14 protein-coding genes and 2 pseudogenes are annotated in these 12717 nt (G+C 59.6%); 8 read left to right on the top strand and 8 right to left on the bottom strand.

Going from position 1 to position 12717, the window contains the following annotated elements; translation table 11 throughout:
- The first annotated feature begins 88 nt into the window (after window positions 1-88).
- From BLW71_RS39890 to BLW71_RS39860, 7 genes and pseudogenes are all read left to right on the top strand, one after another.
- A complete protein-coding gene (locus BLW71_RS39890) occupies window positions 89-454 on the top strand; it encodes a carboxymuconolactone decarboxylase family protein (RefSeq protein ID WP_091810267.1) in 366 nt (121 codons plus the stop codon).
- The gene (locus tag BLW71_RS39885; protein WP_091810265.1) at window positions 438-1013 is read left to right on the top strand and encodes a hemerythrin domain-containing protein; all 576 of its coding nucleotides are present in this window, start codon (window positions 438-440) and stop codon (window positions 1011-1013) included. The genes BLW71_RS39890 and BLW71_RS39885 overlap by 17 nt, the downstream gene beginning before the upstream one ends.
- Before the next feature lie 81 nt (window positions 1014-1094).
- Window positions 1095-1786: pseudogene (locus BLW71_RS39880) on the top strand (2Fe-2S iron-sulfur cluster-binding protein).
- 178 nt (window positions 1787-1964) lie between these two features.
- The gene (locus tag BLW71_RS39875; RefSeq protein WP_091810263.1) at window positions 1965-2333 is read left to right on the top strand and encodes a cupin domain-containing protein; all 369 of its coding nucleotides are present in this window, start codon (window positions 1965-1967) and stop codon (window positions 2331-2333) included.
- Window positions 2334-2335: 2 nt separating this feature from the next.
- Window positions 2336-2986, top strand: a complete 651-nt coding sequence (locus BLW71_RS39870; protein ID WP_091810261.1) for a uracil-DNA glycosylase family protein — start codon at window positions 2336-2338, stop codon at window positions 2984-2986.
- A gap of 17 nt (window positions 2987-3003) precedes the next feature.
- Window positions 3004-3390 (top strand): DUF488 domain-containing protein, encoded by a 387-nt coding sequence (locus BLW71_RS39865; RefSeq protein WP_091810259.1) that lies wholly within the window; start codon window positions 3004-3006, stop codon window positions 3388-3390.
- Between the two features lie 446 nt (window positions 3391-3836).
- A pseudogene (locus BLW71_RS39860) lies at window positions 3837-4545 on the top strand (succinate dehydrogenase iron-sulfur subunit).
- 1062 nt (window positions 4546-5607) lie between these two features.
- Here the strand turns inward: BLW71_RS39860 and BLW71_RS39845 are convergent.
- The 7 genes from BLW71_RS39845 to BLW71_RS39815 form a co-directional block, all read right to left on the bottom strand.
- A complete protein-coding gene (locus BLW71_RS39845; protein WP_091810255.1) occupies window positions 5608-6147 on the bottom strand; it encodes a hypothetical protein in 540 nt (179 codons plus the stop codon).
- 495 nt (window positions 6148-6642) lie between these two features.
- Entirely contained in the window at window positions 6643-7767 is a 1125-nt protein-coding gene (locus BLW71_RS39840) for an IS110 family RNA-guided transposase (protein WP_143048472.1), read from the bottom strand.
- A gap of 189 nt (window positions 7768-7956) precedes the next feature.
- Complete coding sequence (locus tag BLW71_RS39835) at window positions 7957-8367, bottom strand: hypothetical protein (protein WP_218157164.1); 411 nt, start codon at window positions 8365-8367, stop codon at window positions 7957-7959.
- Window positions 8364-8588: a DUF3717 domain-containing protein gene (locus BLW71_RS39830; protein ID WP_091810251.1), complete on the bottom strand. Its 225-nt coding sequence runs from the start codon at window positions 8586-8588 to the stop codon at window positions 8364-8366. Before BLW71_RS39830 ends, BLW71_RS39835 begins: the two co-directional genes overlap by 4 nt.
- A 50-nt stretch (window positions 8589-8638) precedes the next feature.
- Window positions 8639-8833 (bottom strand): hypothetical protein, encoded by a 195-nt coding sequence (locus BLW71_RS39825; protein WP_091810249.1) that lies wholly within the window; start codon window positions 8831-8833, stop codon window positions 8639-8641.
- Window positions 8830-9150 (bottom strand): hypothetical protein, encoded by a 321-nt coding sequence (locus tag BLW71_RS39820; protein ID WP_091810247.1) that lies wholly within the window; start codon window positions 9148-9150, stop codon window positions 8830-8832. Before BLW71_RS39820 ends, BLW71_RS39825 begins: the two co-directional genes overlap by 4 nt.
- A gap of 62 nt (window positions 9151-9212) precedes the next feature.
- Window positions 9213-9626, bottom strand: coding sequence for an antirestriction protein (locus tag BLW71_RS39815; protein ID WP_091810245.1), 414 nt, complete (start codon window positions 9624-9626; stop codon window positions 9213-9215).
- Between the two features lie 221 nt (window positions 9627-9847).
- Between BLW71_RS39815 and BLW71_RS39810 the strand changes: the two genes are divergently transcribed.
- On the top strand, window positions 9848-11833 hold the full coding sequence (locus BLW71_RS39810; protein ID WP_286162290.1) for a ParB/RepB/Spo0J family partition protein: 1986 nt from the start codon (window positions 9848-9850) through the stop codon (window positions 11831-11833).
- A gap of 280 nt (window positions 11834-12113) precedes the next feature.
- Here BLW71_RS39810 and BLW71_RS39805 read toward each other — a convergent pair whose 3' ends face one another.
- Window positions 12114-12596: a conjugal transfer protein TraD gene (locus BLW71_RS39805; protein ID WP_177205248.1), complete on the bottom strand. Its 483-nt coding sequence runs from the start codon at window positions 12594-12596 to the stop codon at window positions 12114-12116.
- Between the last annotated feature and the right edge of the window lie 121 nt (window positions 12597-12717).

Genomic DNA, 12717 nt, shown 5'->3' with positions numbered 1-12717 from the left:
TTCCGCGATCCGGTGACGATTCGTCATCGGCTGCGTCTGCCCGCATGCGACGCGGACGTTTCCCTGAACGGTTTTTGGGAGCTGAATCATGGACAAATCTCTCTATCCTGCATCCGGCGCGGCCATCGCGAGGAAACGCAAGGAGCTCGCGCCCCAACCGCTGGCCGCCTTCAAGGCGTTCAGCGAAAGCGTGTTCGCCGACGGCGCACTGCCGGCCAGGACAAAACAGCTGATCGCCGTGGCGGTCGCGCACGTCACGCAATGCCCCTACTGCATACGCGGCCACACCGCGGCGGCCATGAAAAGTGGCGCGACTGGACAGGAGATCATGGAGGCAATCTGGGTCGCGGCCGAAATGCGAGCGGGTGCTGCGTATGCCCATTCCGCGCTGGCGCTCGACACAATCGCAGCGCAACAGGATCCCGGGGAGACACCCGATGCCCACGCTCATTGACCGGCTACTGGCAGAGCACGTCACGCTGAAAAGACTGGTGCGGCTCCTTGGCGGGGAGATGTCATTGCGTGCCGCCCCGTGCGCACCGGACATCGCGCTTCTCGTAGACGCGCTTTACTACCTGACGCAGTTTCCAGACGTCAGCCATCACATGCTCGAGGACCGCATCGTCGAACGCCTGCTGGAGAAGCAGGCGTTGCCGGCGAGCTTCGGCCATGAAGTCGAGGCTCAGCATGCGGCACTGTTCAGGCAGGGCCGCGAACTCCTGCAGGATCTCGAGGCAGCGGTGCGTGAGGAAAACATGTCACAGGAGCTTGTCGCGATCCATATTCGCGAGTACGCACAACTGCTGCAGCGCAATATGGACGCCGAGGAGGTGATTCTGTTTCCGACGGCTGTACGGCACCTCAACGGGGACGATTTTCGCGCGATTGCGTTACTCGACGTGTACGGTCAGCCAGACCCTCTGCTCCAGACGCCGGTGGATGAGCGGTTCGCGCAGCTGCATCGCGTGATTGCAAACGAGGCGGGCTGCGGCTGCGGCGGAGACGATCTCTGAACGGCGTAGCCGAACCATGTTGGCTGACCGTGTGCTGCACCGTCGGCCATCGGGCAGAACCATGAACTGGAGCTTTCCGTGATCGCCGAACGTGTCATCGAAATTTGTCGCTACGATTCGGACAAGGATGTCTTGCCCTATATGCAGTGCTTCGAGGTCGACATCGATCGGAACGATCGCATAGTGCCGGACGTGCTGGTCAGGCTGAAATCGGTCGATGAGTCGATTTCCCTGCGGCGCTCGTGCCGCGAAGGCACCCGAGGATCCAGCGCCATCAACATCAATGGCGCCAAGCGGCCCGCGTGCCAGACCAGCATGAAAGAGTTGCCGTCGCGAATTATTCTTCGGCTGCTACCGGGCTTGCCCGTGATCCGAGACCTGATCGTCGATCATGATATCGCTCTTCCAGCGTTATCCTTCCGAGAAGCCGTATCTGATCAACGATACCCCGCCGTCGCCGGGGCGCGAGCGCCTGCAGAGTGCGGAGGAGCGCGCTCAGTTGGAGGGCCTGTACGAATGCTGTTCGTCGACGCGGCCGTAATTCTGTGGAAATCATGGCAGGTATGGCGGTCCGACCGGGCTTCTGCGAGCGTACCTTTTCATCGTCGTCTCACGCGACATGGCCACTATCTCCCGCCTCGACAACCGGAGAACCCGTGTCGGCTGTTTCGATGTCGCACTATTCCGAACCGTATGGACATCGCCCTAAAAATCTCAATCCGGTTGATGCAATCGGGCAGGACCGATGGATGTTCGCGCGCCGAGCGGTATGACCATGTGGAAACCCCGGAACGCGAAGAAACTGAACCATTTGCCGGGAGATCAAGGGTTACTGTTCCATGGGGCAATACAGTGGCGATGCCCGGGACGCTGCCCTGAAACTGAAAACGGACTGGCTGGGGATCCGCATCAATGTGGACGGAGCTGGCGTACGTATCAAGGAGAAGTTGTATGGCTATATCGCATCTTTCGTCTGGAGGAGTCGCGAGTGTGCTCCCGCTGGCCGCGCTGCTTGAACAGACGCCGACCACGGCGTTGTTCAAGGAAAAGCACCTCGAGGTCATGCGGATCGTTCTGCCGGCCGGCAAGCGGATGCCTGCGCATGCGGTAGACGGACCGATCACGGTGCAGTGTCTCGAAGGCGAGGTAGACATTGGTATCGGCGATGCACTTCGACGCCTTCGTGCCGGTGACCTCATCTATCTGGCGGGCGGCGCCCGGCATGAACTCACGGCCAAGACGAATTCGTCGCTGCTTGTAACCGTCGTTCTTCTGGATCCGCGGGACATGCCGGGAATCGCGGCAGGCGGGACGCAATAGCCATGACTACGATCTCGAAGTCAGCTGCCCGTACAGTGAATAAGCGCCAATACCCCTCTCTCGATGTACTTTTGAGTGAGGTCCGTGCCTGTCGCGTGTGCGCTGAGCATCTGCCACTCGGCCCTCACCCAGTCCTGCGGGCGAGAGCCGACGCGCGGATTCTCATCGTTGGGCAGGCGCCCGGCGCCCGCGTGCACGCGTCCGGCATTCCATGGAACGACGCAAGCGGCGATCGACTGCGCAATTGGCTTGGAATCGATGTTCCCTCGTTTTATGACGAGTCGCGGTTCGCGATCATCCCGATGGGGTTCTGTTATCCAGGGCGGGGTAACGGTGGCGATAAACCGCCGCGCCGCGAATGTGCGCAGCTCTGGCTGGACAGCCTCCTGGAAAAGCTGGAGCACGTCCAGCTGACGCTGTTGATCGGCCAGTATGCGCAACGCCATTTTCTCGGTGGCTGCCGCAAGCGGTCCCTGACCGAAACAGTTGGCGCATGGGCAGAATATGGGCCGATCGTGATGCCATTGCCTCATCCGTCACCACGCAACCTGGCCTGGCTTCAACGGCATCCATGGTTCGAAAGGGACTTGCTTCCGGTGTTGCGCGCAAGAGTTGAAGCGATCCTGGCGCACGAAGCAGAGCCAACAAGATAACCCGGAGGGAGCACGATATGTCGCGGGCGAGTCGCAAGAAATTGCAGATATTCATCAGACGAGCATACGAGGATCCGACACCGGAGGATGGCTATCGTGTCCTCGTCGACCGGGTTTGGCCTCGAGGTCGCAGCAAGGCTGTGCTTGCCCTCGATCAATGGGTGTTCGACCTCGCACCCAGTACCGCATTGCGCAAATGGTTCGGCCACGATCCGAAGCGATGGGAAGCATTCGGGCAGCGCTACCGAAGCGAGCTTGCTTCTGAGGAGCAGAAGGAACGGATGCGACGCCTTTTGAGCGATTCAGGTGGCCGTTCGATCTCGCTCATCTACGGCGCAAAGGACGAGAACCATAACCAGGCCGTTGTCTTGCGAGATGTCCTTTCGTGCCTGCCTGAAGAATGAGACCAGTGACTGTTTTCATACGATCGCCCTTGCATGGCTCTCCGGCCCGCGAGCGGTGTTGTTTCTACGTGTCATGCCAGCAATTGATGACATCACTGCCAGACAAATTCGCCGACAATGTCACGGCACGATATACAGTGATAGATAGCGCATGACAGCTACCTTGATCTGGGTAGCGCTCAAACGGGAGCCCGCAGCGAGGCGGACGATTTCGATCACAGTACGAAGCGCTTCGATACCGCGCCTTTCTCCGGCGGTAGCCGACACGCTGTGTGGGCTGACGATGGCAGCAACTGGATTACGATGCATGCGATGATTTTTGCGAGGTGTTCGCTCCACGGCTGATAGCCGTCCAAGCATGTTATTGCGAGTAGCTGATCGACGCAAAAGCAACGGCGGACAACTGTCCGGTGTGGGGCAGCCTGCCACCCGATTGGAGAGACGTTATGAGTGGTGCAAGAACATTCGAGATCTACCGATACGATCCAGACAAGGATGCCACGCCTCATTCGCAGGTCTTCAAGATAGAAAGGACGGTGAATGACCGGATGCTACTGGATGTACTAATTCGCCTCAAAGCGCAGGACGAGACGCTCAGCTTCCGGCGCTCCTGTCGCGAGGGGGTATGCGGCTCTGACGCGATGAACATCAATGGCAAGAACGGTCTCGCCTGCACGACCAATCTCAACGATCTACCCAGCCACACGGTGTTGCGACCGTTACCCGGTTTACCAATCGTACGCGATCTGATCGTCGATATGACTGCATTTTTCAATGCAGTACCATTCGATCACGCCGTACCTGATCAACCATACCCCGCCCCCCGAGCGAGAGCGGCTCCAGTCGCCGGAGGAACGTGATCAACTCGACGGCCTCTATGAATGCATCCTGTGCGCATGTTGCTCGAGCGCGTGTCCTTCGTATTGGTGGAACCCGGATAAATACGTCGGGCCAGCGGGCTTGCTACAGGCTTATCGCTTTCTGGTTGATTCCCGCGACGAAGGAACCGCCGCACGGCTGGATAATCTCGATGACCCGTACCGTCTATTCCGATGTCGCACGATCCTGAACTGCACGGACGTTTGCCCCAAAGGACTGAATCCGGCAAAAGCAATCGGGGAGATCCGCACCATGCTTGCACGCAGAATTATCTGATTGATGCATTGTGATCGTACAGGAAGGCTGGGGTGGCAATTCAACGTGCATCACGAGATGAACCAATCGAAGAACGTTCACGTATCGAGTTTCTCATCGCGCGTGACGGATTACCGGCAACTGTCGAATGGGTTCACACCACGGTGAAGATCTATCGAAGCGCAGTGCTTTCGAATCGGCATTTCGCGCATTCCGAACCCTATCGATCTCGCTTTATCCTCGCGTATCTTGAGTTCAAGCAATGGTTGCGATCAGCTTCCACACCCTGATGAGCGCATCGGCAGGGACCTTAATTCCGTCGAACTGCGATCCACGGCGAACACGTTTCAGCATGCCGAGCCAAGCACTGTCGGTGGACTCATCTTCCCCAAGAGTTGAATTATCACCGATTCAATATCTCCGTTGCCGAATACCGAGATCATCACCCGGCGCCGACTTCTCGCACTCACACAACGTGCTGTCTTTTAGGCTTTCTGCTCTCACATTGACCGCTGATAGATTCACGCAAGGCCAATCGACATAAGCCACTGCGCAATCGGCGATCTCTTGTTGAGCGATGACCGGGAATATCCTCGATGTCGTCGCGTTGCCGAGCGATTTGGCCTGTCTTGGGGGCGCGATATGGCCAGCCTCGAAATGTACCCCGAACATTCAGCCGACGGGCCTCGGTGCGCGGGCGTTTCGTTTTATCGCGCAACATGCTGACAGCAAAACGTAGCGCCGGGTCATTCGTCATCGGGCGCTGATTCAGCCATACCACTCAACCCCAATTCAAGGGTTTTGCCACGCCAGATTGTGCCCAGGCCCGCCATATCACAGAGAATTGCCCACGCTATATACGGGACGGGCGTTTCTCCGCTTATCCAACGTCTGACCTGGCGGCCGCCATGCTCACTCAGCCCGAGCACCCTGGCAAGAGCCCGGCCCGACAGGCCGATGCGTCGCACCACCTCCTGAACTTCAGCGCCCCGAGGCCGCTCCCATCCCTCATCCGCCGGAAGCAAACACTCTGCCCGAATGGGTGTATGAATATCAACCGTCATTTTTCTATCGCCTTTTCTCTTAGTCGTACTTCCTGGATCGGACGGATCTTCGCGCCCGGTCGATCGCGTCCGCAGCGACCTTTTCCTCCAGCCGTAATCGATGCGCGCGGAACTCATGTTCCGGCCACCGCTCTTCGCACTCCTCGAGCGCCTTGACTGCCTGATCGCGAGTCATCGGGTGCGTGTACCCCGGCCATGGTTCGTACACGTCGCCGCCAGCACTCACTGCCCGCATACGCACGGCACGCTGGATGATCCAGTCGTCCGTCCAGATTTCGGGGGCCGCCGAAGCTTCGCTGGCATCAGCGCCCACCTCCGGCAGGTTGCGCTCATCAAAGTGTCGCTCTCCCGTCGACGTGTCGAGCAGCGTAACGATCGCGTCGCCGAATCGTTCCTGCAGGTCAACTGCATCGCGCCATGCCTTCCCTGGATCGTCGTATTCCGCCGGCGGATCGCCAAGCTGCGCGTGCCTGTAGCCGACCGCCCCCCACTGGTCAAAGCTGAGCACCACATCGACGTAGCGGTTCGCGTCGTCATCCCAGATCTGCACTCGAAACATGGTGTCCTCCTGATCCTGAACGATTCATTGGTGCCTCTGTCCTCGATCCGGCCCCCACGGCTTCGCCGCGGTGGAAACACGCCGCCTGCGGCTGCTTGACGACCCCGGCCACAGTTGCACGGCGCCTCACCGGATCGTCCCTCCGCTGCCGCTGCGGGCCGGCGCTCTCCCCACGCCTCCCGGCGCGGGTCCCCTATAAGGACCTCCCGTTGAAACCAAGGGTTATATCCTTTTAAGTTGTACTCCTTCGTCATCTGTTACTCATCGCGACGCGGTACGCAGCGGCTGGCAGACTGCACACCTACAATCGGCCTCTCGATGTCAGCGTTGCTGACCGTGGCCCGGATAATAACCGCGCAGCGGGACTCCATTCGTGCGTCGGCACATGCGAGATCGCATTGCCTGGGGACCCGTCGAGTTCTCCTGCTGCCGGTCTGACCTGTCGCTTATCCTTACCGGGTGTCTGCGATGAAGTACAACATGACCTGCTTCAACTTACGATGCTATCGGTGCTTCATTGCGCTGCAATCCCGCGGAGCGCCCGTCGTGTGCGGGATCAAATCGCTGACCTTTCGCCAGGATTGCCCAGAGCACACGTGCGTGCTTGTTGGCGATCGCAATCAGCGCCTTGCCGTAGCCGACGCGTTCAACTAGCTGGGTAACCCATTGCGCCAGTCGGTCCTGTCTGCGTCGGGCTGCCGTCAGCGTGACCCGCGCGCACTGGAACAGCAGCGTGCGCAGATACGCATCGCCCTGCTTGGTGATGCGACCGAGCCGCTCCTTGCCGCCACTACTGTTCTGCTTTGGAACAAGCCCGAGCCATGAAGCGAATTGTCGGCCGTTGCGGAACTGGCGGCCATCCCCTACCGTGGCACTCGCGGCGGAAGCAGTGATCAACCCGACACCGAACATTTCCGTGACGCGTCTCGCGTTGGGATCATTCTTTGCATGCTGGGCGACCTGTTTGTCGAACCAGTCGATCTCTGCGTCAAGCTCGACAATTCGCGTCCACCCTCGCAACAATGCCACCCGCGTGAGTCCGGGCAATTCGTTCCCCCCGTCCTCCACTGATTCGGCGAACCTCTCCCTGAATCGGTGAATGCCCTGCGGAAGAAATATCCCGAATTCAGCAACCAGGCCGCGAAGCCGGTTGACCAGTGCAGTACGCTCCTCAATCAAACCCTGGCGCATCCGATGCAACACGAGCGCGCCTTGCTGGGCTGGCGTCTTGATCGGAACGTAACGCATATGCGGCCGGCTTGCTGCTTCGCAGATCGCCTCAGCGTCAAGTGCATCATTTTTGACAGAGCTGCCGCCCTTGCGATAGGGCGCCGCAAACTGCGGCGGAATGAGCCTTACATCATGTCCGTATTCGCGAAGCCGGCGCGCCCAGAAATGCGAAGCTGTACAGGCCTCCATCGCGACCAGGCAAGGCTCCAGATTCGCAAACCACTCAAGAAACTTCTCCCGCGTGACTGCCTTCCTGATCACCACGCGCTCCGCTACATCGACACCATGAAGCTGCATGACGTTCTTCGCCAGATCAACGCCTATACGGACAATCCTGTTCACGACGTTCTCCTTGCTCGATTGATCGGACCTGCGCCACCATCGTGGCATATCCCAGCGCTCGCGTGAGGGAGGTCCTTATCAATTCGTTCGCCTCGATCCGGGCGCGCAGGCGCGCGCGATGCGCTCCCGGTCAACACGAGTCCTGGTTTAGCAGGAAGGGGGTTACCCGGCACCCGTGTCTGCGATCGGACTGGCGGGCCGGAGCCTGTCAGCCTCGGACACCGACATACCTGCCCGCTACCAACCAACGTAGTTCAGCAAAAGCTCCGCGATCAGCTTGCGACGAACAAGGTCCAGCCCCGACAGGTCGGCGAAGCCCCTGATGCCTGCTTTCTCCCACAGAAGAACGCTATCGTCCGAGTTGTAGAACGAATACAGCGCGGCAAGGAAAGTGCGCTCGCCGCTGCTGAGAACACCGAAGGCGTCGAGAATGACCGCCCCATTGGGCGCGAGCGCCCACTTGTCTTTCGCGTTCTCAACAGCCTCTCTGGTGCCATCGCCGAAATAGACTGGACCGGCCAGCATGGCAGCCTGTTTCCATGCGTCAAAAAACCGTCCGGCCGCGACAGTAAAGTGCGCGTCGCTTTCCTCCTGCTCGCGCCGAAACTGTTCGAGCATTTCGGGGGAAAACTTCGATTCGTCGGTCATAGTGGCAATTCCTGTTGATAAAGGGCGGTGGTCACAGCTTCCACCTGCTCGGCAGACAGCGAAGACACGTCGATGGCCGTTGCGTGTGTGTAGATCATCCCGCCATAGATATCGGCAAGGTGACGCGCTTTCGGGCACAGCGCCGCGTCTTCTCCAGACGCCTGGCGGTTTCGCCACACGTTGATCGCCTTTTCAATCTCGGCAATTGTAAAGGTTGGCATGGCAGGCTCCGAAGCCCGCGCGTGTACACGCGGGCGGTTCAGGGTTCAGGTTAGCGGGCGAACAGCACTTCGTAGAGTCCGCCCCGGTCGATCGACATTTCGGCATCCGGCAACTTTGCCACACCGCAGATGAAGTCGAACGGGCCGCTGTACGGCAGCATTTCAAGAATCGTCTGATTGCCGAACCATGTGCGCAGCACGTCGCCGCGTTTCAGTTCGCAACCCCGTTTCAGTTCTGGCGTCATGCGGCACGCTCGCGAGTGTGGCGGACCGCTTCGTGGACCGCGACCAGCGGCGCGCGGGGTGGTACGCGGTCAAACTCCGAAAGCGCGGCACGCGCGATCGCGCGAAGCTCTTCGCGGTGCATGTCGATCGCATGACCGTCCCGGTCGAGCATGTTGGCGATGCGGTGCAGCGCCTCGGCGGTCTTCGCCGCAGCATCCGCCGACAGCGCCATACGGAACAGTTCAGCACGCACGATTTCACGGTCCCCGTACTGGTAGACGGCCAGCAAAGGCAGAAGTGCGGTCAGCCAGGTTGGGCGAATTTGCGTCAGGTCCATTTCTTCCTCACTGATTTTCAGGTAGGGCGAAAGGCCCCAGCCCTCAGGCCGGGGCTGGTTGATTAATCGATAGCGCGGAGGATGTTCGCTGCCTCTACGTGCTGCGTCGCAAAGGCACGCAGGGAGTGGTAGTGGTCAATGATTCTGTCATCGCCACACTTTTCCGCCAGGTGGCACAGGGCGAACAGCGTGACGACGATCCCAAACGCGTCCGCGCCCATCATGTCGCTGTAGCCGTTCATATGCCACCGCACGTGCACCCGTCCGCAGTTCGAGGGGGCCATATAAAAGCCGCCATTCGACAACTGGAAGAAGTCCCACGAACCGCCGTTGTAGGCACTCGAAAGGCGCGAGGCCCAGTCGTACACCAACGCCTCGCCCTGGAGGTATTGCGTGCCCAGGTAGTGAGGAAGGAACTTCAGGCGCAACTCATCAACAACAACGTTTGACGAGATTCTGGTTTCATTATCAATCACGGTTATCTCCGGTTATGGCCATCGCACCACGCGAGGCACAACTCAATTATAGTGACATTTTGTCCTAACAATAGGATATTTTGATTTTCAATTTAAATCAGTTTTATTATTCAATTAATAATTTCAAATGACGCCCATCGATAAATTCTTTACTTAGGTCATTATGTCCTTATAATGGTTATGTGCCTCGCGTGGTGCGATGGCCATAACCGGAGATAACCGTGGATCAAATCGTTGAAAACCGTACAACCGAAACCGTTCCCGAAGGCAGTTTCGGCAACGACACCCAGATCGAATACGTCCCGCTCGCACTGCTGTGCAAGTCACCGCACAACGTGCGCCGCAAAGCGCCTACCGGCATCGAGACACTGGCCGGGAACATCGCTGCGGCAGGCGTCATGCAAAACCTCGTCACCCATGAAATGAAATCGCGTGGCAAACAGCGCAAGCTGGGCGTATGCGCGGGGCAGCGCCGCCTGCTCGCACTGGAACTACTGCGCACGACTGGCCGGATCGATGACAGCTACCCTGTCCCAGTCAAGATCGTGAGCGAGGCCGATGCCGTCGCCGTATCGCTGATCGAAAACCAGCATGAGCCGATGCACCCGGCGGACGCCTGCGAGGCATTCCGCCTGCTGGTCAATGAAGGCCGCACGGTGACCTTCATTGCCGCGTTGTTCTCGCTGTCGGAAATTCAGGTGCAACGACACCTGAAGCTTGCGAACGTGTCGCCCCGCCTGATCGACGTCTTCCGCGATGACGGCATGACGCTGGAACAGATCCGCACGCTTGCGCTAACGGACGACCACGAATTGCAGGAACGCCTGTGGTTTAACGCCGCCCAGGCGTGGCAACGCAATCCCGCGCAGCTGCGCGACGCGATCACGGACAGCGAGATCGATGTGGCCGACAGCAACCTGGTTGCATTCGTCACGCTCGACGCGTATGAGGTGGCAGGCGGCCACGTTCGCGGCGACCTGTTCAGCGACGAGCACAACGCCGGGTATGTGACCGATGCCGAACTGCTGCATCGTCTGGTCGCGGAAAAGCTGGTTTGTCTCGCGCAGGCCTTGAGCGCTGACGGCTGGAGTTGGGTCGAAACACGTGTGCGCCGTGACTTTTCCGAAATGGCCCGCTTTGGCCGATTGCCGTCGGGGTCGCGCGAGTACACGAAGAAGGAAAAGACCGAGCTTCGCGCGCTGACGAAAGCGAGCGAACAGGCTGCAGCGGAACTGAACGCGTACTACGACGCCGAGGACGAATCCGGCGACGACGCCCGCCGCGACGCACTGGAAGTCGCAGCCAACGCAGCTTCCCAAGCGCTGGATGACTTCGCGGAACGTCTCGAAATCTGGAGCGACGACCAGAAGGCACGGGCCGGCGCGTTCGTGACCCTCGACCATGACGGCAAGGCCGCGATCGAGCGCGGACTGGTCAAACCCGAGGACCGGGCCAGCGTGAATCGCGAAGGTGTGACGGGTGCTGACGAACTGCCAGCGCCAGCAGAAAAGCCGCTGCACGGTAAAGACCTCAGCAAGCGATTGACGGCACACCGCACCGCCGCCGTCCAGATCGAACTTGCACGGAACCCGGTAGCCGCACTGGCGGTATTGATGCACCGCCTGATCCCGGTTGTGTTCGATGACCGCTATGTCTGCGTCTACGACCAGCATGCCGCCGACGTGCGGGCCACGTGCTCACACAACCGCCTGTTGCAGACAGCGGACGACATGGAAGCCAGCGCGGCATGGAAAGAGATTTCGGCCGAGCGCGAAAAGTGGGCCGCGCTGCTGCCGAAGCGTTTCAGTGATGTGCTGCCCTGGCTCATGACGCAGAGCGAAGACGTGCTGAGCAACCTGTTTGCCTTCTGCGTGGCCGCGACCGTCAACGGCGTAAGCGAATCGGATGGCGCACACCCGGTGAACGTGTTGATGAATCTGCTGAACGTCGATATGACGCAGTACTGGACGCCGACGCGAACGAGCTATCTGAACCACGTTTCGAAAGCACGTATCGTTGACGTGGTAGCGCAAGCGCTCTCCCCCGAAGCGGCGGCACCACTGGAGAAATTGAAGAAAGACGCAGCGGCAGAGACGGCAGAACGGTTGCTGGCCGATGCACGCTGGTTGCCCGAGGTGCTGGTGAGCCGGGAAACGCCGGTCGTATGGGATGACGACGAAGACAAGGAGGAGGAAGAAGCCGCCTAAGCGAGCCGAGTACAGCGCCCCGAACGAAGCTGTTCCGGGGCGCTGACCGATCCCCGGCCCGTTTTCCAGAATCCCTTTCTATGCCTGCGGCGCGTCGTTCCCCACGACGCGCTTTTTCTTTTTCAGCAAGCCCGAAGCCACGCAGACCGCTGCCATATCGCGCGCGCCTGCGCGCCCGGAGCGAGCCGCACGCATCGACAAGGACCTCGCCGCGCCCACAGGTGCGGGGAGAGCGCCGACCCGGAGCGCAGCGAGGGGCGATCCGGCTGGGCACAGTGTGTTATGCGGGGACTTTCTCCTCCGCAGCCGCTTTAGCAGCTACCTCCGCGCTGGCCTGCGACTCCACCTTTTTCTCATTTTCGCGCTCAGCGATGAAAGCATCACCACGTTTCTTGAGCGTGTGCTGCAAATCGTCGTCCGTCCTGAACTGATCGAGCGCCCATAGCAGCGCACCGGTCAGCGTGCCGCGATCCACCGGAAAATCAACCATCGAGACGATGCCGCCGAGTTCGATCAGTTCGCGCGTACGGGCCTTGCGTTGATCCTCGCGCCGCGCGCTCAGCATGCGGGCCGCTTCGGCCTTCATCGCGTCGGCCTTCTGGTTAATCTTTTCAAGCCTGACCAGCTTGTCTAACTGGCGGGACTCCTGCGCGGTCGGATTCGGAATCGCGGCCAGTTCGACCAGCAACGATTGGGTGGCGGTGGGCGACTTCAAACCCTTGATGTACTGGACGTGTTCCGTGAGCCATTCGGCCTTTGCCATCATTTTTCTCCTGGATCAAATTCACGTTGCATCGAGCGACAGCGCAGACCGACCATTCAGCCCCTTTCCTGCAAGCCATTCCGGATTATGAAAATCACAAAAGCGAGCTAGTAGGGAGGCG

Origin of the sequence: Burkholderia sp. WP9 (genome assembly GCF_900104795.1) — a bacterium.
Classification (GTDB): domain Bacteria; phylum Pseudomonadota; class Gammaproteobacteria; order Burkholderiales; family Burkholderiaceae; genus Paraburkholderia.
This window is presented reverse-complemented; position numbering and strand designations above follow the sequence as displayed.